Origin of the sequence: Actinoallomurus acaciae (assembly GCF_042429965.1) — a bacterium.
Classification (GTDB): Bacteria; Actinomycetota; Actinomycetes; order Streptosporangiales; family Streptosporangiaceae; genus Actinoallomurus; species Actinoallomurus acaciae.
In genome coordinates this window covers 1-23,729 of sequence record NZ_JBHLZP010000125.1, presented here as the reverse complement: position 1 = coordinate 23,729, position 23,729 = coordinate 1, and the positions used below count along the sequence as shown (strand labels likewise).

Genomic DNA, 23,729 nt, shown 5'->3' with positions numbered 1-23,729 from the left:
GGCCGGCCGGCGTCGCGGGACAGCCGGTCGTCGAGGATGGCGAACCGCGCCGCCCACGAGGGCGCCTCGGCCAGCCGTTCGACCAGCTCGCCCGCACGCGTCCGCAGCAGCCCGTCGAGCGGGACGACCGCCGACGCCAGCTCGCCGGCCGGCATCCCCAGCAGCGCCCTGGCCCCCTGGGGAGTGAGGTCGAGCTGGACGCCGTACTGGTCGCCGTCGTGCTCGATCAGCACCGGGCGGGTGTGCATCCCCCCGGCGAGCGCCGCGAACCCCACCGCGTCCGAGCGACGGCCGGGCTGGGTCGTACGGGTCGGCTTGCCGAGACTGAGCACCACGGTGAGGTACTGCGAGGGCAACCCCCGGTGAACGCCCGGCGGCAGGCCCTCATAGCGGTAACCCGAGTAGCGGGCGATCAGCGGCGCCAGGCGTGCCGGCGGTGTCACGTCGGCTCGCTCCATGATGAGAGCCGAGCTGCTCATGCCCACCACCGTAACCGTGACGAACGGCACGTCGCGCCCCTGCCACGGCGAATCCCCCTCTCGTAGACTGGCCGCGCGACGGCGAGGGAGGGAACCCGGTGCGATTCCGGGGCTGTCCCGCAACTGTGATCGGGTGGCGGACCCGCGCGTACGGCAGACCGGCCTCATGGCGACGAGCCGGAGGGCCGCGGGTGTGCGGTGACCTGTGAGCCAGGAGACTTCCCGCCGTCGGCGATCGGCACCCGAGCCGGGGCGAGGACCCCCGAGGGAAGGACCCCTACGTGCGCGTCTTGCTGCTGTCCACCGCCGACACCGAACTGCTGTCGGCCCGCTCCGCCGGCTACGCCACGGGCAACCCCGCCCGCCTGGCCCCCGCCGACCTCGACGCGCTCTGCGCGGACGCCGACGCCGTCGTCGTCCGGCTCCTGGGCGGCCTGAAGACCTGGCCCGAGGGCATGGAGGACCTGCGGCGGCGCGGCCTGCCGCTGGTCGCGCTGGGCGGCGAGGCCACACCCGACGCCGAGCTGATGGCGCTGTCCACCGTTCCCGCGGGCGTCGCGGCCGAGGCACTCGACTACCTGCGCGAGGGCGGCGTCGGCAACCTGCGCGAACTCCGCCGTTTCCTCGCCGGGATGCTGTCGCCGGGCGACGAGGAGCCCTGGGCGCCGCCGCAGCGGATGCCCGCGTACGGCGTGCACGGCGAGCACGAGGCGCGCGCGGACCGGCCCACGGTGGGCGTGGTCTTCTACCGGGCGCACGAGCTGTCCGGCAACACCGCGTTCGTCGACACGCTCTGCGAGCGGATCGAGGCGGCGGGCGGCAACGCGCTGCCGGTCTTCTGCGGCTCGCTGCGCTCCGCCGACGAGGGCCTGCTCGAACTGCTCCGCCGCGCCGACACGATCGTGGTGACGGTGCTCGCGGCCGGTGCGTCCGCCGGAGCGGCGAGCCGACGAGCGAGCGGAGTGGCCGGGGAGGAACGAGCCGTCCGCGCAGCGAGTGAGGAGGGGAGCGCGACCATCGATGACGACGGCTGGGATGCCGGGGTGCTGGCGGCCCTGGACGTTCCGGTCATCCAGGGGATGTGCCTGACGACCTCGCGGGAGGTGTGGGAGGCGTCCGACGCGGCGCTGTCGCCGATGGACGCGGCCATGCAGGTCGCCATCCCCGAGTTCGACGGGCGCCTGATCTCCGTACCGTTCTCCTTCAAGGAGGACGGCCCCGACGGCATCCCGGTGTACGCCGCCGACCCCGAGCGCGCCGCCCGCCTCGCCGCCGCCACCGTGCGCCACGCGCGGCTGCGGCACACGCCGCCCGCCGAGCGCAGGCTGGCGATCGTGCTCTCGTCGTACCCGACCAAGCACGCGCGGGTCGGCAACGCGGTCGGCCTGGACACCCCGGTCTCGGCGGTACGCCTGCTGACCGCGCTGAAGGAGGCCGGCTACCAGGTCGGCGACCATCCCACCGACGGCGACGAGCTCATCCACACGCTCATCGCGGCGGGCGGCCACGACGTGGAGTGGCTGACCGAGGACCAGCTCCGCGCCGCGTCCGCGCGGGTGCCGCTGCCCGACTACGAGCGCTGGTTCGCGTCGCTCCCGGACTCTTTGCGCAAGGCCGTACGGGAGCACTGGGGCGAGCCGCCGGGCGAGCTCTACACCGATGACGGCCACATCGTGCTCGCGTCACTGCGGTTCGGGAACGTGCTGTTGATGATCCAGCCGCCGCGCGGTTTCGGGGAGAACCCGGTGGCGATCTACCACGACCCGGACCTGCCGCCGTCGCACCACTATCTGGCGGCCTACCGCTGGCTGGATGAGACGTTCGGCGCCGACGCCGTCGTCCACCTCGGCAAGCACGGCACGCTCGAATGGCTGCCCGGCAAGGGCCTGGGCCTGTCGGCGGAGTGCGCGCCCGACGCCGTACTGGGCGACCTGCCGCTGGTCTACCCGTTCATCGTCAACGACCCGGGCGAGGGGACCCAGGCCAAGCGCCGTGGCCACGCCGTCGTCGTCGATCACATGGTGCCGCCGATGGCCCGCGCGGACACGTACGGCGACCTGGCCAAGCTGGAGCAGCTCCTGGACGAGTACGCCACGGTCCAGGCGCTGGACCCGGCCAAGCTGCCCGCCGTGCGCGCGCAGATCTGGACCCTCGTGCAGGCCGCCCAGCTCCACCAGGACCTGCACGTGTCCAACGAGCCGGGCGCCGCCGACTTCGACGACTTCGTCCTGCACGTGGACGGATACCTGTGCGAGGTCAAGGACGTGCAGATCCGCGACGGCCTGCACATCCTCGGCGACGAGCCGAACGCCGAGCAGCGGGTCAACCTCGTGCTCGCGGTGCTGCGGGCCGCCCAGGTGTGGACCGGTGGCTCCGGCGCGCTGCCGGGACTGCGCGCGGCGGTCGCCGCCCGGTACGGGCTGGAGGAGAAGGCGCTGCTGGCCGAGCCGGGCGCCCCGGCGGACGCGGGCGGCCTCACCGAGCTCGCCGACGGCCCCTCCCGTACCGCCTCGGACGTGGTCGACCTGCTCGAGGCGGTCGCGCGGCGGCTCGTGGTCGGCATGGAGACCCTCGCCTGGGACGCCGCGAAGGCACCGGCGGTCTGCGCCGAGGTGCTCGGGTCGGCGGACCCGGCCGTCGTACGGCTGCTGGAGTTCGCGGCGCGCGAGGTGGTGCCGCGCCTGGCGGCCACGTCCGGGGAGATCGACGCCGTACTCCACGCGCTGGACGGCGGGTACGTCCCGGCCGGGCCGTCGGGCTCGCCGACGCGTGGCCTGGTCAACGTGCTGCCGACCGGGCGCAACTTCTACTCCGTCGACCCGAAGGCGATCCCCTCACGCGGGTCCTGGGAGGTCGGCGTCTCCCTCGCCGACTCGCTCGTCGCCCGCCACCTCGCCGACACGGGGGAGTACCCGCGCAGCGTCGGCCTCACGGTCTGGGGCACCTCGGCGATGCGCACCCAGGGCGACGACATCGCCGAGATCCTCGCGCTGATCGGCGTACGGCCGGTGTGGGACGACGCCTCCCGCCGGGTCACCGGCTTCGAGGTGATCCCACGCGAGGAGCTCGGCCGCCCCCGCATCGACGTGACGATGCGCATCTCCGGCTTCTTCCGCGACGCGTTCCCGCACGTCATCACGCTCGTCGACGACGCGATCGCGACCGTCGCCGAGCTCGACGAACCGGACAACCACCTGCGGGCGCACGCGCTGGAGGACGCGCGTGAGCACGGCGACTGGCGGCGCGCCACGAGCCGCATCTTCGGCTCCAAGCCGGGCGCGTACGGCGCGGGCCTGCTGCCGCTGATCGACGCGCGCAACTGGCGCGACGACGGCGACCTGGCCGAGGTGTACGCCGTGTGGGGCGGCTACGCGTACGGGCGCGGGCTCGACGGGCGCGAGGCGCGCGGCGACATGGAGGCGGCGTTCCGGCGCATCGCGGTCGCCGCCAAGAACCAGGACACCCGCGAGCACGACATCGTCGACTCCGACGACTACTTCCAGTACCACGGCGGCATGGTGGCCATGGTCCGTACGCTGACGGGCCGCAGCCCGGCCGCGTACGTCGGCGACTCGGCGCTGCCGGAGCAGGTGAAGACCCGGACGCTCGGCGAGGAGACCCATCGAGTGTTCCGCGCCCGCGTGGTCAACCCGCGCTGGATCGCGGCGATGCGCCGGCACGGGTACAAGGGCGCGTTCGAACTGGCCGCGACGGTGGACTACCTGTTCGGCTACGACGCGACGGCGGGCGTGGTGGACGACTGGATGTACGAGAAGCTCGCCGAGGAGTACGTCTTCGACCCGGAGAACCGGGAGTTCATGGAGCGCTCGAACCCCTGGGCGCTGCGCGGCATCACCGAACGCCTGCTGGAGGCCGCCGACCGCGACCTGTGGGCCGAGCCGAACCCCGAGACCCTCGACCGCCTCCGCGAGACCTACCTCCGCCTCGAAGGCGACCTGGAGGGCGGCGAGTAGCGGGGTGTCGCAGGTCACGGCGGCCGGCTCACCTCTGGGGCCGGCGGGTGACGGGCGTCGCAGGTCGCGGTGAAATGTCACGGTGAAAGGGGCGACCGCGGGCCGGCGCAGGTCTAGACTTGCGTCGTTCGTTGTCTTGGACGATTCGCCTTATGAAGGTAGGTCTGGCGCCATGACCCCATCCCAGACGCCCACCCCTGCCGAGGAGCTGCGCGGTGCCGGCCTGCGGGTGACCGCTGCCCGCGTCGCGCTGCTCGAGACCGTCCGGCACGGTGACCACCTCGACGTCGAGGCGATTGCGTCCGGAGTGCGCGATCGCGTGGGTCATGTCTCCCTTCAAGCCGTCTACGAGGCACTTCACGCACTCACCGCGGCGGGGCTCGTACGCCGCATCGAACCGGCCGGCAGCCCGGCCCGGTTCGAGGGACGCGTCGGCGACAACCACCACCACGCCGTGTGCCGGTCGTGCGGTGTCGTCGCCGACGTCGACTGCGCGGTCGGCGACGCGCCCTGCCTGACCGCGGCCAACGACCAGGGCTTCATGATCGATGAGGCCGAGGTCATCTACTGGGGCCTGTGCCCCGACTGTTCCACCACCGCAACCACTTCCTGAGCACACTCCTGATCCCGGAAGGAATCCCGTGGCTGACACTCCTGACGCCGTTGTTGGAGAGACGAATGAGAGCACGGGCGGGTGCCCCGTCGCGCACGGGCGCGCCGCGCACCCCACCCAGGGCGGCGGCAACCGCGGCTGGTGGCCGGATCGGCTCAACCTGAAGCTGCTCGTCAAGAACCCGCCCATGGCCAACCCCCTGGGCGAGGACTTCGACTACACCGAGGCGTTCAAGAGCCTCGACCTCCCCACCGTGAAGCAGGACATCGCGCAGGTTCTCACGGACTCGCAGGACTGGTGGCCGGCCGACTTCGGGCACTACGGGCCGCTGATCATCCGGATGGCCTGGCACAGCGCGGGCACCTACCGCGTCAGCGACGGCCGGGGCGGCGCCGGGGCGGGTCAGCAGCGCTTCGCGCCCCTCAACAGCTGGCCGGACAACGCGAGCCTCGACAAGGCCCGCCGAGTGCTGTGGCCGGTCAAGAAGAAGTACGGCCGGAAGATCTCGTGGGCCGACCTGATGATCCTGGCCGGCAACGTCGCCCTGGAGTCGATGGGTCTGAAGACCTTCGGCTTCGCCGGTGGCCGCGAGGACGCCTGGGAGGCCGACGAGGACGTCTTCTGGGGTCCGGAGACCGGCTGGCTGGACGATGAGCGTTACAGCGGCGAGCGAGACCTGGAAAAGCCCCTGGCCGCGGTGCAGAGGCCTCATCTACGTCAACCCCGAGGGCCCGAACGGCAACCCGGACCCGCTCGCCTCGGCGCGCGACATCCGCGAGACGTTCAGCCGCATGGCGATGAACGACGAGGAGACCGTCGCCCTGATCGCCGGCGGCCACACGTTCGGCAAGACGCACGGCGCGGCCCCGGCGGACGCCATCGGACCCGAGCCCGAGGGCGCCCCGCTGGAGGACCAGGGCCTGGGCTGGAAGAGCACGCACGGCACCGGCAAGGGCCGCGACTCCCACACCAGTGGCATCGAGGTCACCTGGACGCCCACCCCGACCAAGTGGGACAACACCTTCTTCGAGCTCCTCTTCGGCTACGAGTGGGAGCTGACCGAGAGCCCGTCCGGGGCGAACCAGTGGCGGCCGAAGGACGGCGTCGGCGCGAACACCGTGCCCGACCCCGAGGACGGCACGCTGAACCGCGCGCCGGGGATGCTGACGAGCGACCTCGCGCTGCGCTACGACCCGATCTACGAGCCGATCTCGCGGCGCTTCATGGAGAACCCCGAGGAGTTCGCGGACGCGTTCGCCCGCGCCTGGTTCAAGCTGACCCACCGCGACATGGGCCCGATCCAGCGCTACCTCGGGCCCGAGGTACCGGCGGAGACGCTGATCTGGCAGGACCCCGTCCCGGCGGTGGACCACGAGCTCGTCGACGCCGACGACGTCGCCGCGCTCAAGACCCGGCTCCTCGACTCCGGCCTGTCGATCTCCCAGCTGGTCACCACCGCGTGGGCGTCGGCCGCGTCGTTCCGCGGCACCGACAAGCGCGGCGGCGCCAACGGCGCGCGCATCCGGCTGGAGCCACAGAAGAACTGGGAGGTCAACAACCCCAACGAGCTGGGGACCGTGCTGCGCACCCTGGAGGAGGTCCAGGAGGCGTTCAACGCCGAACAGACCGGCGGCAAGCGGATCTCCCTGGCCGACCTGATCGTGCTCGGTGGATGCGCGGCCGTCGAACAGGCCGCCAAGGCCGCCGGCCACGATGTCGTGGTGCCCTTCACCCCGGGCCGTACCGACGCGTCGCAGGAGCAGACCGACGTCGAGTCGTTCGAGGTGATGGAGCCGACGCACGACGGGTTCCGCAACTACCTCATGAAGGGGAACCTGCTGCCGGGCGAGTTCCTCCTGATCGACCGGGCGAACCTCCTCAGCCTGAGCGCGCCCGAGATGACGGTCCTCGTCGGTGGCCTGCGCGTCCTGGGCGCCAACCACGGGCAGTCGTCCGTGGGCGTCCTCACCGACAAGCCCGGGTCGCTGACCAACGACTTCTTCGTGAACCTGCTCGACATGGGCACGGTGTGGAAGGCGACGTCCGAGGAGTCGGAGACCTTCGAGGGCCGCGACGCCTCGGGTGAGGTCAAGTGGACCGGCAGCCGCGCCGACCTGGTCTTCGGGTCCAATGCCGAACTGCGCGCGGTCGCGGAGGTGTACGCGAGCGACGACGCGAGGGAGAAGTTCGTGAACGACTTCGTCGCGGCGTGGGACAAGGTGATGATGCTGGACCGGTACGACCTCGTCTGATCCACCTCATCTGACGTCCGGGCCGGCCCACCGCAGGGCCGGCCCGGACTGCTTTTCAGGGGCGATCTGAGGGAAGATCGACTGGTTGCTGGTGGATGGCCCACCTGAGCCGCCCAGCGCCGAGAGGGGCGATTCATGGATCCACAGGGGTGGTGGGGCGTCCTTCTGCAGGGGACCATCTCAGCGGTGGTCGGCGGGATCGTAGCCGCGTTAACCGCCTGGGCGGTGGTGACGGCCACCCGGCGGCACGATCGTCACTCCACGCTTCGCACGGAGGCTCGCCTGGCGGCGGTACGGATGTTCCACCTGACCGGCGAGTTCCACCAGGCGCTGCAGCGCGCGACCCTTGATGATCACGCGCCACTTCCCACGGCCGATGGCCGCGACTGGCTGGTCAACGCCACCAGCCTGGAAATAGCGATGTTTACGCTTGACGAAGATCTGGGAGCCCGGATCTCCCAGGATCTGGGTGACGTCCGACGGGCCCTGGAACACCTCAACGCCGGCACCGAGCCCAAAGCCGAGACAACTCGTGTGGTCACCGCGTGCCTGCTACAGCTCAGCGACGATCTCGCCGACTGGCTCATGGACGGCCGACATCGTGCAGCACCTCCGCACACGGCTTAGGAATCCACCGGGCATCTCGTCGCGACTTGCCTTCACCGGCCTGATCGATGGGCTGGGCGACGCGTATTCCCTCGTGAAACGGCCCTGTTTCGACACGGGCATGTTTTTGCGAGTGCGCTGGGTTCCCGCACTGTCGTTCAACTACGGCATGGGAGGTGTCCATCCTGACGCGGTCGGGATCGAAGTCACTGTTGAACCGGTGCGATCCGTCGACCGGGTCGTCGTGCGTTCACTTCTGCGCTCGCGCGGAGTTCCACAGCTTCGTGAGTGGGCGGGAAGGCACGCAGACCGCGGCCGAGACGTGGACCTCGCGCGCTCAGGCTAAATCGCCCCATGCTTATCTCGGCCATCGACCATCGGCTCGCGCCGCACTGATGCGACTTGAGGTCCTATGGAAGGTCTACGCCGGCTGCCTCGACGGCGACGAAGAACGTATCAACCGCATGATCGAAGCTGCACTCGCAAAATGAGGAGCACTGAGGTCCTCACCGGGATCAGTTGGGTCAGGCCAGCCACTTGTCAGCCAGTTTCCTGGATTCATCGAGAAAGGAATTCAGCTCCGCATCCGACAGTTGCGCCTCGGCGATTATACCCGCGAGCAAGATGCCGAAATGATCACCCTGTGTCTTGCCGTCGACATCCTCGACATCTTCGTCGGTAAATGTTGCCAGAATCAGGCGCTCAGCGATGCGAGGATCGATGGACTGGGCGAGGTCGGCTGAGCGGGCACGGACCCGTCCGACGAACTCGATGACCTCGGCGCGGCCGCCGTCCTTGAAAGTCCGCTCCGCCGCGTTGAAGAACGCTGCGGTGATCAACGCACCACGAGCCTCCTTGCTGGCCGCATCGAGCTGCGCACTTATCCGATCGAAGGTTTCGACGTCGCCTCGGAGATACGCTCTCATGGAAGCAATCTGATCGTCCGTTACCTTCATTCTGGCTTTCTCTCTCCCGCGCCGTACCGCAATCGTCGGAAAATCTCCGCAGCGAGTATACCTGCCGCGAGGACAGCGGTGCTGGCGCTTCCTGGATCAATGCTCGCGTGATGCGCATCGACGGCGAATGGCCCGTTATTGGCCTCTTGCTCGATGTCTTCTCAACCCGGTCATTGATGTCGCCAAAATTTCTGTGGACCTTACGGAGGAATTGGTCGGCACGGGATCCGCTGTCCTCCTCGCACTCGGCAAGCTTCTCTTCCGTCGGGAGATCGCTAAAGCTCTCTATACTGTCGATAGACCGTGCGGCGCGGCATGTCGCTCGGCATTTCGCGCAACTGCAGGCAGCCCATGGCGCTCTCGTACGCATGCGTTCAAACTGTTGTGCTATGAGCTCAACCTCAGGTGGGCGGTATGCCCTCGTGATCGAGACGAAGAGCGAGTACGCCAAGGACTGAAGCCGACATTCGGATCCATGTCTGGGACCTCGATGAGATCCCGTACGGCGCAGTACCGGAACCGGACAGCCATCCGGCGCACCGTTACTGCACCCCGTTGAAGCGCGCCCGGCAAACCTGTGAGCAACTCCGGCCGCGTGACGTGCAGGTACGTGGGGCGGTGTGATCAGTAGGACGACATGACGTCGAACCTTCCCTACGGCCCTCCGACGAGTCCGATTCCTCCTAAGCGGCTGGCGCTCATGGAACTCCTTGACGCTCGGTTCGAACGTCGACTCGGCCCAGTCCTGGTGCGGTGGCTGTACCTGTCGGCGCTGGCGATGATCGCGACCGTGACCGGCTTCTGCCTGTTGATGTCGGAGGGGATGACCAGGCTTCCACCCCAACCCCGTGACCACCTGGAGGCCGGCGCCTTGGTTCCCGCCATCCCCGAGTCAGAGGCCCCCGCCGGAGGCGTAGATCTGTGGCCGCGAGGTCCTTCGCGCGTGCGGTCAACCGTTGGCTCGTTCGATGGGGCAGGCCGAAAGGCAGGCAGGGCATCGCTCCCAATGTTTCGGGAGCGGGTCCGTCCAGGGGAACCCGTGCGGCAGGACGCGTGAGGTGCTCCCGCATACGGGGGTGCTGAGTCCAGGTACGACCGCGTGACCGATTGGTGGACCGTCATGCACGAAGGTGATGTTGGAGTAGTCGTTGCCGGCGTCAATCGGGAGTGTGGGGTCCTTGGGCACTGCGCGGACGTTGCCGCAGAACCAGGTCTCGTATTCCACGGTCCGATCGTAGATAGCCGCTGGCCTACCGGCGAGGGGCCGACGGCTGTGCCATCGTCCACGTGGCGACATGAGTCGAGCGGAGTCCGGACGGCGAGAGCCCGACACGATGGGCCGCCCGATCGGGCGAAGACCAAACCATGGCGGAGGACGCCGTACGGCTATATGGGCAGGGCTGGAGCATCCGTCAGGTCGCCACCAGGTTCGGCTACGACTACGGCACGATGCGACGCCTGCTCAGAAGCACTACGGCACGAGCCATGCTCACCGGCATGCGCGAACTGGCTGCGATACGGCATCCAGCCCAAAGGCGCGAAAGCGGGACTGACACCGGGCTACTGCAAGAACAAGGCACACCGCCGCGAATACCTCGGCTACGCAGGCCGACGGGTCCTCGTCTCACGCAAATGGTCCGGCAAGACCATGGCCGACCACAAAAACGACCGGAAGAACTGGGTGCTCGCCCGCCTCGCCGAAGCCGGTGTTTCAGCAGCCGGTCACCCCACCGAACCTGGCCGCTACGCCTGGGAACTCGCGCCACCCGGCCACCCCGACGTGAAGCCCATCGAGCAAAGACTCATGGCGGCCATCGCCGAACGCCTGGAGATGCGCCGCCAACTCGACCAAGCCACCACGATCAACGATCTTTCGGCAACTCAGGAGGCAGCATGAAGGGCGACGAGCTGATGACCGTTGACCAGATGCTGTCCGAGCTCGGCGGCGTCTCCCGGCGCACCTTCTACCGGTGGCGTGAGACCAAACACGCCCCGGCCGGTCTCAAGCTGCCCAACGGGGAGATCCGGGTCTGGCGCGGTGAGTTCGTCGCGTGGCTTGAAAAGCTGCGGGAAGCCGTGTGAAGTCCACCGACGTCAAGTTCTGGGGCGTTCGGCGCAACAAGTCGAGCAAGACCGTCTCGTACGAGGTGCGGTGGATCGTCGCCGGTCACCTGGTACGAACTCGCTCGGTCGTATGTCGAGATCAAGTGGCCGGGCGCGGCCGGTCAGACGCGACGGAGCACACTGATGCCCTGGCGACGGTCACACCCCCTCGCGGTCACGATGACCGGCGACCCTGCCGCCGCGACGACGATCGCCCGCAAACGCGCGGTGCTCTACAACGTGCTCAAGTACGCGGTGAGGGAGCGGAAGCTCCTGAGCACGAATCCCATCGATCAGGTCGATTGGAAGGCGCCGGAACGTGTTGAGCAGGTCGACCGCAGCGTGGTCGCCAACCCCGTACAGGCTCGTCAGCTCCTCGCCGCCGTCACTTACGTTGGGCGGATGTCCGGCCGAGGCGGCGTCTGCGTGCCATGTACGCCTGCATGTACTACGGAGGCTTACGACCTGCGGAAGCGACGGGGCTCCGGCTCTACACCGACAGTGGCGAGACCCACGATGACAAGGGTCTCAAGTGCCGCCCGGTCGGGGGAGAAGCGTGTCGTCCCGATCCCGCCGGACCTCGTAACCATCCTTCACGAGCATCTGAAACAGTTCGGAACGGCTGAGGACGGCCGGGCTGTTCGCCACCTCGACCGGCGGCATCGTCTCCAGCTCAGCGGTCTGGCGTGACGCCCGTGTGGTTGGCCTCTCTCCCGAGCAGCAGGTCACGCCATTGGCCGGTCGGCCGTACGACCTTCGGCACGCCTGCGCGACGCTGCTCCTCAACGAGGGGCGTGCCGCCGAAGGAGGCCGCGCGACGCCTGGGGCACAGCGTGGAGGTGCTGTGGAAGGTGTACGCGGGCTGCATCGACGGAGACGAAGAGCGCATCAACCGCATGATCGAAAAGGCACTCGCCGCATGAGAGACGCCACGGTGGCAGAGCTCCGGTTCATCCCGGAGCCCTTCGCTTTTTCAGGCTCTGAGGGTGCCCCGGCAGGATTCGAACCAGCGGCACACGGTTTAGGCACGGCTTTCTCTGTACGCCTCTGACCAGCGTGGCAGATCACATCGGATGGAAGGACAAGGAGCGCGATGGCCGACTGGACGGGGCTCACCTACGTGGTCGTCGACGTCGAAGGTAACGGTCACCAGCCGCCCGACCTGGTGGAGCTGGCCGCCGTGCCGATCGTCGGCGGGGTCATCGGGGAGCCGACAGCCTGGCTTGTCCGGCCGGATCAGCCGATCAGTTACTTCGCAACCCGCATCCACGGCCTGACCAATCAGGACGTCGCGGGCGCGCCGACGTTCGCGGCGATCAAGGGTGAGGTGCTGGGCGCCTTGGAGGCTGACGTCTTGGTCGCCCACAATGCGCACGTCGATGTGAGTGCTCTGCGTCGCAAGCTCAGTGACTGGAGGACACCCGAGGTATTCGACACCCTCAAGCTCTCCCGGCGGCTGCTACCCGACGTAGGCGGTTACAAGCTCAGCACGCTGGTCGAAAGGTTCAAGCTGGCCGAGGGACTGTCGGACGGTCTGACGCCACACCGCGCCGGCTATGACGCGCTCGTCGCGGCTCGTTTGTTCGTCCGTCTCGCCACCGCCGCCGGGACGCTCGAAGCGCTACGCGGCGATCCGCCTGGAGGGGGCGGTGGTGAGGCTTTGGCCCTTTTCTGACCAGCGGCGGGGCATGTTCTTCGGTATTGACGAGCGACCATCTCCGACCGCTATATCCCCTCAGCCCTGGTCGTGCAGCGCCTCGACGGCATTGACCTCGCGCTCCTATGGCAGTTGAACGCCGAGGAGGGCCCGCCGTCGGTCGCGTTGCGCGTGGCGTACGGCGAGTGGGGCGGTCAAGCCCGTCAGGGCGAACACTGCTCCGACGAGGTACCACCCCGGGCGGCCCCAGGTGATGCAGAGGGCGATGAGCACGCTCGGCCCGACGGCTTCGGACAGGCCGGCGCCCAGGCCGAACACGCCCAGGTACTGGCCCGTCGCGTGTTCCGGGGCGAGGGCGAAGGACATCTCGAAGCCGCCGCCGGAGTGCCACAGCTCGCCGACCGTGTGGACCACCACCGCGGTCATGAGCAGCGTCGCGGCGGCCCACGCCGGTATTCCCGCGGACAGCGAGATCAGTGAGCAGGACAGGAGGAACGCCACGCCTGCCCGGCGGTAGGCGGCTCCGCCGGCCGTGGGGGAGTCGATGCCGCGGCTGGCTCGTACCTGGAACGCGACGACGATCACCGTGTTGAGGACCATCGTTCCCGACACGAGCCAGCGTGGCGCGGTGGTGGCCTCCACCAGCCACAGCGGGATGGCCACGGTGAGCACCTTGAACTGAACGGCCATGACGCCGTCGAGCGCGGTGAGCAGGAGATAGGGCCGGTCGCGCAGGGCGATCCAGCGAGGCTTCCCGACGACCGGCCCGGACCTGACCGGCGGCAGGAAGGCCAGGATCGCCGCGGCGGCCGCGAAGGCGATCGCGTTGCCGATGACCAGCATCTCGTACGCGGTGGCGGTGCCCACCTGAACGGCCCAGCCCGCCACCAGGGCGCCGAGGGAGATGCCGACATTGGTCACGGCGCGGAGGTACGCGCGGAAGTCCTGGGGCCGATCCCCGCCGTACCGCCGGATGAGTGGACTGCGTGCGGCCAGCCCGGCCGCCTTGGCCCCGGTGGCCGCGCCGACCGCGACGACGAACGGCCAGAAGCCGTCCACCAGCACGAATCCGGCCGTCGCCAGCGCCTGGACGACGAGGGTGGCCGCGTAGACACCGCGTGCCCCGCGTCGGTCCGCGAGATGGCCGACGGCGATGCCCACGGCCAGTGAGAGGAGTCCGGCGATGCCGAGCCCGAGCCCCACCTGGCTCGCCGGCAGGCGCACCGCCTGGGTGAAGTACAGCACCCCGGCGGTCAGGTAGAGGCCGCTGCCGACGGTGTAGACGAAGTTCGAGGCCGCGACGACACGCTGGGGGCCGGTGTCCGGCAGCAGGTGGGGCATGAGGCGGCTCCGCTCCTGGGCGACGGTGAGGGCCGGAGCTCATCTTGTTGCAACCTAGTTGCAATAGCAAGGGTGATGCGACTGGCCCCCGCCGTCACAGAGCCCCCATCGCCTTCTCGAGGATGGAGCGCGATTCCGTGATCGAGTAGGCGTGGCCCCGGAGCAGGTCGAATCGCATCGTGCAGTTCGCGACGGCGGGTGGTTTGTCGATCAGGGTTCCCTGTCCCGCGGATTCGAGGTAAACGACGTCGCTGTCGGCGTCGAACCCCAGGACGGTGAAACTTCCGGAGAACGCGACATAGTACTCGGTGTCCTGTGAAAGCACTTGGACGCTTATCTCTGGGCGCTCGGAGAGCCGCAGCAGATGGGCGAGCTGTTCGCGAACGATGTCGGGCGAACCGATTTTCCGCCGCAGTGCCACTTCGTCGATGACGAGGAAGACGTGCGGGGGATTCCGCCGGTCGAAGAGGGCCTTGCGTTCGGTCTGGGCCCGGAGTGCCTCGTCGATCTCCTCGGGATTCATGGCCGAGCTCAACAGCGCACGCGCATAGTCGTCGGTCTGGAAGAGGCTCGGGATGGCGCGTGTCTCGAACGCGCGGATCGTGCTGGCGTCCCGCTCCAGCTCCAGGTACGCCCCGGGGCCGGGCGGCAGCGCCCCCAGGCGGCGCGTGCCCTTGATGAGTTTCCAGAATTCCAGGAACAGGCCGCCGAGTTTGAAGTACGTGTCGAGATCCTCGGCGAACGTTTTGGACGGGATGTTCTTCGCCGTCTCGATCTGGCCGAGGAACTGCGGGCTGTAGCCCACGGTCTCCGCGAGCTCGATCCTGGTGAGGCCGCCGGCCTCCCGCATCTTCTGGAGCGCGATGCCGAACGCCCGAATCGCCGGAGACTCATGTGGATCGCGTTGCGCTGCCATGAGAAATGGGGCTCCTGTCCGTATATGTCGCATCGCCGCATATCGCGTTTTCGCGCATCAGCATTGCCCGGACGGACTTATGTGTCACCATTCCCAGGTACTTCTGGAAGTTCCCTCCCCCGGAGCATGCGCCGATGAACATCAATGAGTCACCCGACCCGCGCTCGTCCCTGTGGGCGTTCATGGCCTACCTGCTGCGCTTTCACCGGATGGAGCGCGGCATGTCCGGCGGCGCGCTGGCCGACCTGCTCAAGTGCGCACGGTCGTCGATTTCCCGACTGGAGAACGCCGACGCGAAGCTCACCGAAGCGCAGGCCGCCCAGGTCGACGAGGAGTGGAGGACCGGCGGCCTGTTCGGCGTGCTGCTGTACTTCGCGCGCCTCGGCCACGAACCCAACTGGTTGAAGTCGTTCACCGAAGCCGAACTCCGCGCCCTGGTCATGAAGATCTACGCCGGTCAACTGATACCAGCGCTGTTCCAGACGCCTGAGTACGCCAGAGCGGTCTTTACGGTTGGTCGGGATCCGGATGTGGAGGGGTCGGTGAATGCGCGGATGGCACGACAAAGACTGCTGACGAGGAAGGATCCGCCCGAAGTGTGGGTCCTGCTCGCGGAGACCGCTCTGCTGGTTCATGTCGGAGGCGCGAGAGTCATGCACGATCAGCTCGGTCGGCTGCTGGAGCTGTCGGAACTGCCGAACGTGACCCTGCGCGTGGTGCCCAACGCAGCGGGGGCCAACTCCGGTCTCGATGGCCCCTTCAAGATCGTTACTCTCAAAGAGAAGTCGGTGGCGTACGTTGAGGCGCTGAACGGAGGGCGACTGATCCCGGAGGCATCCGAGGTGGCCGATATCACCACGAGGTTCGACCAGATCGGGGCCGTCGCCGAACCCGTAGACTCCTCTCGTCGTCTGATTCGGGCACTGATGGAGACCTTCACATGACCTCCCCGGTATGGCGAAAGAGCAGTTGGACCAGCGACGGCACGACGAATAACTGCGTTGAAGTGGCGGAGCTGCCGAGTGCGGTGGTTGAGGGTGAGCGGGGTGGTCATTCCACTGACGGAGTTCAAGCCGAGCGGTGGCGGTGACGGCCTGGTCGGGACTCACGGCACGCGGCGCATTGGTGCGTACTCCTGTGAGTTCGGTGGCCTTGGCCTGGACGGCCCCTTCAAAGTCGTGACGGTCAGGGAGGGGACTGTGGCCTACTTGGACGCGTTGAACGATGGAAGACTGGCGTCGGATACATCCGAGGTGGCCGAACTCGACGCCGGGTTCCATTGGATCGGGGCGGTGGCTGAGCCGCTGGAGTCCTCGCGTCGTCTGGTCCGGGAAGTGATGGAGACCTTCACATGACCTCCCCGGTATGGCGAAAGAGCAGTCGGACGAGCGACGGTACACAGGGCAACTGCGTGGAGGTGGCGGAGCTGCCGAGCGCGGCCGTTACCGGGGAGCGCGATGGATATTCCACTGACGGAGTTCGATCCGGACGGTGACGGCCTGATCGCGCCGACTCCTCCGACGCTGAGTGAACCTCTGCCCGAGCGCGTGGTGATGTGCTTCTTCCCGGAGGTCGTCGACGGTCTGGCCGAGACCCATGGCGCGCGGCGGATCGGTGCGTACTCCCGTGAGCTGGGCGGTCACGCGATCTACCGGCTGGTTCACGGCGGTGTGCCGGTCGGCGTCTTTCATCCCGGTGTCGGTGCGCCGCTGGCCGTACTGCACTTCGAGAGGGCGATCGCCGCCGGAGGGCGGTACTTCGTCGCCTGCGGCGGTGCGGGGGCCGTACGGCCCGGTCTGGCGCTCGGTCACGTCGTCGTGCCGGACGCCGCCGTACGCGACGAGGGCACCTCCCATCACTATGCCGAGCCGTCCCGTCTGATCCGGGCCGACCCGTCCGCGGTGGAGACGGCGGTGGCGACGCTCGCCGCGCACGACGTCCCCCACGTCACGGGCACGACCTGGACCACGGACGCCTCGTACCGCGAGACGCCGGAGCGCGTACGGGCGCGCCGGGAGGAGGGGTGCGTGACGGTCGAGATGGAGACCGCTGCGTTCCTCGCCGTCGCGCGCTTTCGCGACGTACGTTTCGCCCAGTACCTCTACGCGGGTGACGACGTGAGCGGCGAGGCCTGGGACCACCGCGCGTGGACGACCGCCGCCGTACGGCCGGAGCTGCTCGGACTCGCGTTGGAAACGGTCACTCGCCTGTGAGCGAGGACGCAGCCGGTACGGGAGGTCAGACGCCCCGTCGCTTGCGTGGGGCGATCGTGTAGCTGAAGGAGATCACGAAGTCGATCGCGAGCACGATTCCCCACGGGGCCATCACCGACCACGGCTTCAGGGCGCGGTGGACGTCACCGACGAGCAGCGTGAAGACGCCCAGCACCACCGCCGCCGCGACGTAGGCGAGGAGGTGGCGAAGCCACTGGCCGCGTTCGTAGGCGGCGTGGGCGGGCCCGGTCTTGGGCGCCTTCACGGGGGCGGGGCCGCCGGCGAAGCGGTGGGCGAAGCGTTGGTCGGCCCAGCAGATCATCTGAGGGCCGAAGGCGAGCGAGACGCCGATGTAGATCGCGGCCAGGCCGTGTGCGGGTGAGGCGGGTGCGCCGCGCCGGAGGTCGATGACCGAGGCCGCGAGCAGAACCACGTCGACCATCGGAACGCTGATCAAAAGGGCGTTGCTGAGCCGCCGGGCGCGAAGGAGATAGCGGGTCGCGAGCCCGGTCATCAGCAGCACCCAGAACCCGATCTCGCATCCGACGATCAGGAAGATCACAATGCTCCTTTTTTCACACGACCGTACGAAAAAGAAAATAACACGACCGTGCGATAATGACCAGATGCCGAAGATCGTGGACCACGAGGCGCGCCGGATGGAGCTCGCCGACGCCGTCGGCCGCGTCATCGCCAGGGACGGGGTGAACGAGGTCTCGATCCGCTCGGTCGCCGCCGAGGCCGGCTGGTCGTCAGGCGCGCTGCGGCACTACTTCACCACGCGCGCCGAGTTGCTGGCCTTCGCCTGCGAACAGGTCATCCAGCGGGTCACGACGCGGATCACCGGCATGAGACACACCGGCACCGTCCATCAGGCGGTCCGCGAGACGCTGCTGGAGACCATGCCGATCGACGCGCGGCGCTATGCCGAGGCCTCCGTCGCCTTCGCCTTCCTGACGCTCGGCCTGAGCGATCCACGCCTGGCCGAGGTGCAGCGCATCCACTTCGGCAGCATGTACGGGCTCTGCCTTCAGATCATCGAGAGCCTGGACACCGAGGGGCTTCTGGCCCCCCACGCCGCCTCGACCGAACTCCTCGCCCGGCGCCTGCACGCCGTCGCCGACGGTCTGTCCATCCAGCGGCTGGCCGGCCATCTGACCTCGGAGGACATGATCGCCCAACTCGACGCCTACCTGACCGAGATCATCCGCGGCGCCTGACCCGCCGGGGTACGGGCGCCGGAGGTTCGTTCCTCAGGTCAGCGCGGGGAGAAGGTGATGATCTGAGCGGTGCCCGGAGCCACTGTGATCGTCGACCTGCCGCCGGAGACCCGTACCGGGGTGGCGCCGGGCCGGCCGGACGGGACGCCGCGGTCGGAGAGGGTACGGCCACCGAGCGAGATGGCGTCGGCGTCCACAGAGGCCAGGCCGTCGGCGGCGGAGGTCCGCAGCGTGACCGCGTCGCCGCCGCGGTAGGCGGGGGGAAGGTTCACCGTCACGTCGTCGCCGGCCGAGTCCTGGATGTTGATCAGGACCATGGTCAGCGACCCGTTCCGGCCTTCGACCGCGTACGCGCGCAGTTGCGACAGTGCGGTGTCCGGCAGGCCGACGTCGAGGAACCTTCCCTCGGGAACCTGGTGGAACGCCCACAGCCCGTAGTACAGCGGCGCGGCGGACAGCCGGTCCGAGTCCAACGCGTGCTGGTCGGCGGCGCAGAACGCCCCGTAGTACCGGTAGGAGATCGGGTAGTCCTTCGAGTCACGTGCCTTGAAGTCACCGCAGATCGCCGCGGTGCTGGTGTGGAACTGCACCTGGGAGACGCGACTCTGGGCGGTCTGCAGGAGGTAGTCCAGCGACCACAGGCTGGTCGCGTAGGCGTCGCTGACGCCGGGCTGGCCGCTGCAGGACGCGCTGTTGGACTCGTTGATCACCGCGGGTATTCCGCTGTTCAGGCGGCCGGTGATGTCCATGATGCCGGTCAGCTTGGTCCGGTCGGTGACGTACGTGTCCGGCGACAGCAGCCCCGCGATCGTGGCGTTCGACGAACCGCAGTGGCTCTGCGGGTACAGGTGGTTGGTGAACTCGGCGATCATCTGCCGCGGGTCGCTGCCCGTGTCGGCCTGCACGGCGGACACGAACCCGTCGAGCTGGGTGTTGGTCTTGGCCGTGTTCGCCGAGGGCCCGGTGACCTTGATGTTCGCGTGCGGCACCGCCTGCTTGATGGCCGCGTGGTATTTCTTCATCGTCGCGTAGTACTCGGCCGGGGTCAGCGTCGTGACGTTGTCGTACTCGTTGCCGATCTCCACGGCCAGCAGGTCGTCGCCGAGGATCTCGTGCGCCGCCTTCACCTCGGCGACGGCCTGGTCCAGCGTCACCGGCGGGGACGGGTCCTTGGTGGGATCCTTGATCTTCGACGGATCGATGATCTTCTTCAGCGGCACGCCGAGGGTGGCCTTCCAGCCGCTGTCGCGCAGCAGGGCCTTCAGCCGGATGAGGTCGGACCGGTCCACCCGGCCGCCGATCGCCTCGGGGGGCGTGGGGGCGTCACGGTAGGCGCCGAACGTCGGCCAGACCAGATCCATCGAGTAGCCGCCCAGGCGCAGCACGCCATGCCGGCCGAGCGTCTTGAGCCACTGCGACATCCGCGGTTTGGTCAGGAACCCGTGCGCGAGGTCGGCCGACTCGACGGAGAACCCAAGGTTCTCGCCGGTGATCGCCCCGGCGCCCGGGACGCCTCTCGGGGTCAGCGTGATCGCGGTGGAGTCGGCCGGAGCGGCCGGTGCCGCCGGCGCGACTGAGGCGGTCAGTGCGGTCAGTGCGGTCGCCACCCCGGCGGCCGACAACGATCTCCGGATGACTCCGCCCGTACCGCGCTTTCTCATCATGTGCAGGCTCCCAGTTGTCCATGTCGCTGCCGTCGTGAGACGGACTCGTCTGAGGTCAGCCCCGAGAAACCGGTTTCTGGGGATGCAGTTCAGCACCGTTCGTCGCGCCCGTCAATAGATGATCTGATTCGCGACGACGACCTCGGCGACTTTGACCTGTGCCGCCCCTCGTCGGCGGATGCGCCGGAGCCCGTCGCCTGACCCGAGCCCCTGAACACGCACGATTCGCCTGGTGGGAGAGGGGGCACGGGGTTATCCACAGCCGCGAGGCGCGGCTTGCCCGCGCGGCGCGAGCACTGGACACTGAGATTGGGGTGAGCCCCCCGAGGCGGGCGGGGCGTGTTCTGCGGGCGGGGCGTGTTCTGCGGGCGGGGCGTGTTCTGCGGGCGGGGCGTGTTCTGCGGGCGGGGCGTGTTGCGCGGGCGGGGCGTGTTGCGCGGGCGGGGCGTGTGCGTGGGCGGGGGTTTCCTCGGGCGGGGTGTGTCGCGGACGTGCCTCGTCGGCTGCGGTTACCGTTGGCATGTGTCTGCGAAACGCGATTCGTCCGGTGCCGGCGGGCGTCGGGTGACCATCGCCGACGTCGCCAGGAAGGCCGGCGTCTCACGCGCCACCGTGTCACGGGTTCTCAACGGCCAGGACACCGTGGATCCGGTCCTGGCCGGGCGTGTCCGGCAGGTCAGCCGCCGCCTCGGCTACCACCCGAGTGCCATCGCGCAGGGGCTGGCCCGTGGGGCGAGCCACACCATCGGCGTCGTCGTTCCCGACCTGGCCAACCCGTTCTTCCCCGAGGTGGTCAAGGCGCTGACGGTCGCGGCCGGAAAGGACGGCTTCAGCGTCGTCGTCGCGGACTCGGACGAGGACCCCGAGGCCGAGCTGCGCCTGATCCAGGACGTCTCGCGCCGGGTGGACGGCCTGGTCCTGTGCTCCCCGCGCGCCGGGATCGCGGACCTGCGCCGCGTCGTCCGCAAGGGGCTGCCGACGGTGTGCACGAACCGGATGGTCGACCCGCCGCTGACCGCCTCCGTCACGATCGACTCGGGCCGGGGAATGCAGGCGGTCATCCGGCACCTGGCCGAGCTCGGGCACCGCAGGATCGCGTACCTGGCCGGGCCGCCGTCCTCCTCGTCGAACGCCGACCGGCTGGGCGCGCTGGAGCGGAGCCTGCCCGACGCGGTCGTGATCCCGACCGGCTCGAAGAGCCAGGAGGGCTACGCCTCGGCTGCCGCGGCGGCCGAGGCCGGTGCCACCGCTGTCATCTGCTTCAACGACCTGGTCGCGTTCGGGGCACTCGCCCGGCTCCGTACGCTCGGCGTCGCGGTCCCGGCGGAGGTTTCGGTGGTGGGCTTCGACGACATCCCCGCCGCCGACTTCGTCCACCCGACGCTGACGACCGTCCGCCTGCCAAAGGCCGAACTGGGCCGGACGAGCTGGGAGGTCCTACGGGACCAGCTCGGCGGCCACGGGGCGAGCGCGTCGGTCCGCCTGGAGCCCACTCTCGTCGTGCGGGAGTCGACCGGCAAGGCGGCCGGTGTCGCGGGGAACGCCGTCGCCGTCGGGGAGCGCGCGGGTAGCTGAACGCCTGGCCGTACGTGTCCCCGCCCGGTGTGGGGGCTCGAATGCGCGGGCGGCTGCCGACTTTCGTCGTGGGGGAGTCGACCGGTGAGGTGGTCGGTGCGGCGGGCGACGCCGTCGGGGAGCGTGCGGGTAGCTGAACGCCTGGCCGTACGTGTCCCCGCCCGCCCGGTGCGGGGGCTTGAATGCGTGGGCGGCTGCCGACTTTCGTCGTGGGGGAGTCGACCGGCGAGCTGGTCGGTGTGGCGGAGGGCGCCGTCGGGGAGGGCGTGGGTAGCTGAGCGCCTGGCCGTACGGGTCGTCCCGCCCGGTGTGGGCGTTCGAATGCACCGTCGGCTATTGACCCCCTACGCGATCAGTGCTGGACTGCCTCCTCAGAAACCGGTTTCTCGGGGATGACCTCGGGAGGAGTGCCATGACGGTGACCGCGATCCGGCGTGTCCGGGCGGTGGCGGGACTGGCCGCCGCCGTGCTCGTCGCTCAGCTCGGCACGAGTGCTGCGGCGGGCTCGTCACCGCCGCGGGCGTCCGTCACCCTCGACCCCGCGCACGAGAGTCAGGGGCGCATCCCGCGCCACTTCGTCGGCTTCAGCGTTGAATGGTCGCTCGTCGAGCGGTACATGGGGCCGAACGCGCGGAACGCCTTCGCGAACCTGCTGGGCAACCTCGGCACGGGCGTGCTGCGCGTCGGTGGCTCCTCCCAGGACCTCATGCCGTTCGAGCCGGACGCGCCCGACAGCGACCAGGTGATCACCCCGGCGGACCTGAAAGCCATCCGCTCCACGCTCGACGCGGTGAATGGCCGGGGCCGGACGCCGTCGTGGGGTGTCGTCCTCGGTACGGCGATGGCGCCGCCCGGCGCGTCGCGGCCGTTCGTCGGTCCCGACCATGCCCGCGCCTTCGTCCGGCAGGGCGTCGAACCGGCCTTCGCCGGCGCGGAACGGGACATCGCCGGCATCGAGCTCGGCAACGAGCCGGACCTTTCCTACCACTCCGACCTCGACGCCTACCTGAGCGACCTGCACGCGTACGCCGACCCGGACGTCACGGGTCCCCTCCCCGTGATCGTCCCCAACACCAGCGAGGACATCCTGCCCTGGCAGGACGTCGACCAGCGAAGCGTGCCCACGCGGTTCTTCTGGGACTGGCCGCGGATCCTGGAGGCGGCCGCGCCGCTGATGCGGGCACGGGCCGGGGCGTTCGGCGCGTACGCGAGCGACCACTTCTACCCGCTGGCGCGCACCTGCCCGGACAAGCCGTACCGCTGCCCGAGCATCGGCGCCCTGCTCTCCGACGAGCACATGGCGAGCCTGGACTACCAGGTGTACGTCCATGCGGGTGAGGCGCGCGGCCACGGTCTCGGCTACCGCCGCCTGGAGGAGACGAACACCGCGGCGGGGCGCGGCGCGGACGGTGTGAGCAACGTCGCGGCCGCCGCGGCGTACGGGCTCGACCTGATGTTCCACGCGGCCTGCCCGCAGCCTCCCGCCGACCCCGCCGCGAACGCCACGTGCGGCACCGGCGCCGTCGGGGTCAACTTCCACAACGCCGAGGTACGCGCGTTCTTCGAGCCGGAGGAGGGCAACGGCTACTACAACGCGATCGACTACGACGTCACCCCCGCCATGGGCGCGCCGACGGCCGCGCCGCTGTACTACGCCGCCCTGGTGTTCGGCCGGTTCGCCCAGGGCGGCAGCGGCCTGCGCCCGGTGCCGGTGACGGCGGACGATTCGGGTACGGCGCAGGTCAAGGCCTGGCGCGTCGAGGGCGGATCCGGCGAGCGGCGGCTGTTCCTCATCAACAAGGGCGATCACCCGGTGACGCTCACGGTGTCCGTGCCCGGCTTCGCCGCGCTGGTCGACCGGATGACCCCCGACGACCCGTCCGGCGCCGGTCGTACGCTCGACGCGCCGCAGGTACGGGTCGACGGCCGCCAGGTCGCCACCGACGGCACCTGGCCGGGATTCCGCCCCACGGCCGAGCGGGTCCACGGCCACCGGATGACCGTGACCGTCGCGGCCGGCGAGGCCTGCGTGATCACCGGCCGATAGCGCGGCCGCCCGGGCGCGAAGCGTCAGTGCAGCGCGGCGTCGGGCGGGCCGAGGGCGAAGCCGGTGAACCGGACGGTCAGGCCCTCACGCCGGGGCGAGCAGCAGAACGGCCC

23 protein-coding genes, 1 pseudogene and 1 riboswitch are annotated in these 23,729 nt (G+C 69.3%); of the genes and pseudogenes, 18 read left to right on the top strand and 6 right to left on the bottom strand.

Annotated elements, in window-relative coordinates; genetic code table 11:
• Positions 1-479: DUF6597 domain-containing transcriptional factor (locus ACFFNX_RS18575; protein ID WP_378203312.1), on the bottom strand; the 479-nt coding region annotated here is incomplete at its 3' end.
• Positions 480-567: 88 nt separating this feature from the next.
• Positions 568-700, top strand: a riboswitch (cobalamin riboswitch).
• Positions 701-760: 60 nt separating this feature from the next.
• Here ACFFNX_RS18575 and cobN point away from each other — a divergent pair.
• The 5 genes and pseudogenes from cobN (at position 761) to ACFFNX_RS18550 (ending at position 8,415) form a co-directional block, all read left to right on the top strand.
• Positions 761-4,453 (top strand): cobaltochelatase subunit CobN, encoded by a 3,693-nt coding sequence (gene cobN, locus ACFFNX_RS18570; RefSeq protein ID WP_378203310.1) that lies wholly within the window; start codon positions 761-763, stop codon positions 4,451-4,453.
• A 172-nt stretch (positions 4,454-4,625) separates the two neighbouring features.
• Entirely contained in the window at positions 4,626-5,066 is a 441-nt protein-coding gene (locus tag ACFFNX_RS18565; protein WP_378203307.1) for a Fur family transcriptional regulator, read from the top strand.
• Between the two features lie 28 nt (positions 5,067-5,094).
• Positions 5,095-7,318: pseudogene (gene katG / locus ACFFNX_RS18560) on the top strand (catalase/peroxidase HPI).
• Positions 7,319-7,504: 186 nt separating this feature from the next.
• Positions 7,505-7,945, top strand: a complete 441-nt coding sequence (locus tag ACFFNX_RS18555; RefSeq protein WP_378203304.1) for a hypothetical protein — start codon at positions 7,505-7,507, stop codon at positions 7,943-7,945.
• A 155-nt stretch (positions 7,946-8,100) separates the two neighbouring features.
• The gene (locus ACFFNX_RS18550) at positions 8,101-8,415 is read left to right on the top strand and encodes a hypothetical protein (protein WP_378203301.1); all 315 of its coding nucleotides are present in this window, start codon (positions 8,101-8,103) and stop codon (positions 8,413-8,415) included.
• A gap of 33 nt (positions 8,416-8,448) precedes the next feature.
• On the opposite strand, the gene ACFFNX_RS18545 is transcribed toward ACFFNX_RS18550, so the two are convergent.
• On the bottom strand, positions 8,449-8,880 hold the full coding sequence (locus ACFFNX_RS18545; protein WP_378203298.1) for a hypothetical protein: 432 nt from the start codon (positions 8,878-8,880) through the stop codon (positions 8,449-8,451).
• 1,120 nt (positions 8,881-10,000) lie between these two features.
• Here ACFFNX_RS18545 and ACFFNX_RS18540 point away from each other — a divergent pair.
• The 5 genes from ACFFNX_RS18540 (at position 10,001) to ACFFNX_RS18520 (ending at position 12,658) form a co-directional block, all read left to right on the top strand.
• Positions 10,001-10,777: a replication initiator gene (locus ACFFNX_RS18540; RefSeq protein ID WP_378203315.1), complete on the top strand. Its 777-nt coding sequence runs from the start codon at positions 10,001-10,003 to the stop codon at positions 10,775-10,777.
• Positions 10,774-10,962: a helix-turn-helix transcriptional regulator gene (locus tag ACFFNX_RS18535; protein WP_378203295.1), complete on the top strand. Its 189-nt coding sequence runs from the start codon at positions 10,774-10,776 to the stop codon at positions 10,960-10,962. The genes ACFFNX_RS18540 and ACFFNX_RS18535 overlap by 4 nt, the downstream gene beginning before the upstream one ends.
• 165 nt (positions 10,963-11,127) lie before the next feature.
• Entirely contained in the window at positions 11,128-11,673 is a 546-nt protein-coding gene (locus tag ACFFNX_RS18530; protein ID WP_378203292.1) for a site-specific integrase, read from the top strand.
• A gap of 104 nt (positions 11,674-11,777) precedes the next feature.
• Entirely contained in the window at positions 11,778-11,906 is a 129-nt protein-coding gene (locus tag ACFFNX_RS18525) for a hypothetical protein (protein WP_378203289.1), read from the top strand.
• 170 nt (positions 11,907-12,076) lie between these two features.
• Complete coding sequence (locus tag ACFFNX_RS18520; protein ID WP_378203287.1) at positions 12,077-12,658, top strand: 3'-5' exonuclease; 582 nt, start codon at positions 12,077-12,079, stop codon at positions 12,656-12,658.
• Between the two features lie 105 nt (positions 12,659-12,763).
• Here ACFFNX_RS18520 and ACFFNX_RS18515 read toward each other — a convergent pair whose 3' ends face one another.
• Positions 12,764-13,981, bottom strand: a complete 1,218-nt coding sequence (locus ACFFNX_RS18515; RefSeq protein ID WP_378203284.1) for an MFS transporter — start codon at positions 13,979-13,981, stop codon at positions 12,764-12,766.
• A 94-nt stretch (positions 13,982-14,075) separates the two neighbouring features.
• Positions 14,076-14,897 carry a helix-turn-helix domain-containing protein gene (locus ACFFNX_RS18510; protein ID WP_378203281.1) on the bottom strand — a complete coding sequence of 274 codons (822 nt, stop codon included), beginning with the start codon at positions 14,895-14,897 and terminating at the stop codon, positions 14,076-14,078.
• 134 nt (positions 14,898-15,031) lie between these two features.
• Here ACFFNX_RS18510 and ACFFNX_RS18505 point away from each other — a divergent pair, with 134 nt between their 5' ends.
• From ACFFNX_RS18505 to ACFFNX_RS18485, 5 genes are read left to right on the top strand one after another with little or no spacing between them, the layout of a single operon-like run.
• Complete coding sequence (locus ACFFNX_RS18505; protein WP_378203278.1) at positions 15,032-15,841, top strand: helix-turn-helix domain-containing protein; 810 nt, start codon at positions 15,032-15,034, stop codon at positions 15,839-15,841.
• Complete coding sequence (locus tag ACFFNX_RS18500) at positions 15,838-15,987, top strand: DUF397 domain-containing protein (RefSeq protein WP_378203276.1); 150 nt, start codon at positions 15,838-15,840, stop codon at positions 15,985-15,987. Before ACFFNX_RS18505 ends, ACFFNX_RS18500 begins: the two co-directional genes overlap by 4 nt.
• Entirely contained in the window at positions 15,944-16,252 is a 309-nt protein-coding gene (locus tag ACFFNX_RS18495; RefSeq protein WP_378203273.1) for a Scr1 family TA system antitoxin-like transcriptional regulator, read from the top strand. The genes ACFFNX_RS18500 and ACFFNX_RS18495 overlap by 44 nt, the downstream gene beginning before the upstream one ends.
• The gene (locus tag ACFFNX_RS18490) at positions 16,249-16,392 is read left to right on the top strand and encodes a DUF397 domain-containing protein (protein WP_378203270.1); all 144 of its coding nucleotides are present in this window, start codon (positions 16,249-16,251) and stop codon (positions 16,390-16,392) included. Before ACFFNX_RS18495 ends, ACFFNX_RS18490 begins: the two co-directional genes overlap by 4 nt.
• Complete coding sequence (locus tag ACFFNX_RS18485; protein WP_378203267.1) at positions 16,355-17,110, top strand: nucleoside phosphorylase; 756 nt, start codon at positions 16,355-16,357, stop codon at positions 17,108-17,110. Before ACFFNX_RS18490 ends, ACFFNX_RS18485 begins: the two co-directional genes overlap by 38 nt.
• 25 nt (positions 17,111-17,135) lie before the next feature.
• Here the strand turns inward: ACFFNX_RS18485 and ACFFNX_RS18480 are convergent, their stop codons facing one another.
• Positions 17,136-17,672 carry a hypothetical protein gene (locus ACFFNX_RS18480; RefSeq protein ID WP_378203265.1) on the bottom strand — a complete coding sequence of 179 codons (537 nt, stop codon included), beginning with the start codon at positions 17,670-17,672 and terminating at the stop codon, positions 17,136-17,138.
• A 64-nt stretch (positions 17,673-17,736) separates the two neighbouring features.
• Here ACFFNX_RS18480 and ACFFNX_RS18475 point away from each other — a divergent pair, with 64 nt between their 5' ends.
• Positions 17,737-18,330 carry a TetR/AcrR family transcriptional regulator gene (locus ACFFNX_RS18475; RefSeq protein ID WP_378203262.1) on the top strand — a complete coding sequence of 198 codons (594 nt, stop codon included), beginning with the start codon at positions 17,737-17,739 and terminating at the stop codon, positions 18,328-18,330.
• Between the two features lie 38 nt (positions 18,331-18,368).
• Here the strand turns inward: ACFFNX_RS18475 and ACFFNX_RS18470 are convergent, their stop codons facing one another.
• A complete protein-coding gene (locus tag ACFFNX_RS18470) occupies positions 18,369-19,994 on the bottom strand; it encodes a glycosyl hydrolase family 79 C-terminal domain-containing protein (protein WP_378203258.1) in 1,626 nt (541 codons plus the stop codon).
• Positions 19,995-20,516: 522 nt separating this feature from the next.
• Here ACFFNX_RS18470 and ACFFNX_RS18465 point away from each other — a divergent pair.
• Both ACFFNX_RS18465 and ACFFNX_RS18460 read left to right on the top strand, forming a co-directional pair.
• Positions 20,517-21,569: a LacI family DNA-binding transcriptional regulator gene (locus tag ACFFNX_RS18465; protein WP_378203255.1), complete on the top strand. Its 1,053-nt coding sequence runs from the start codon at positions 20,517-20,519 to the stop codon at positions 21,567-21,569.
• 412 nt (positions 21,570-21,981) lie between these two features.
• A complete protein-coding gene (locus tag ACFFNX_RS18460; RefSeq protein ID WP_378203252.1) occupies positions 21,982-23,616 on the top strand; it encodes a hypothetical protein in 1,635 nt (544 codons plus the stop codon).
• The last annotated feature ends 113 nt before the right edge of the window (positions 23,617-23,729 follow it).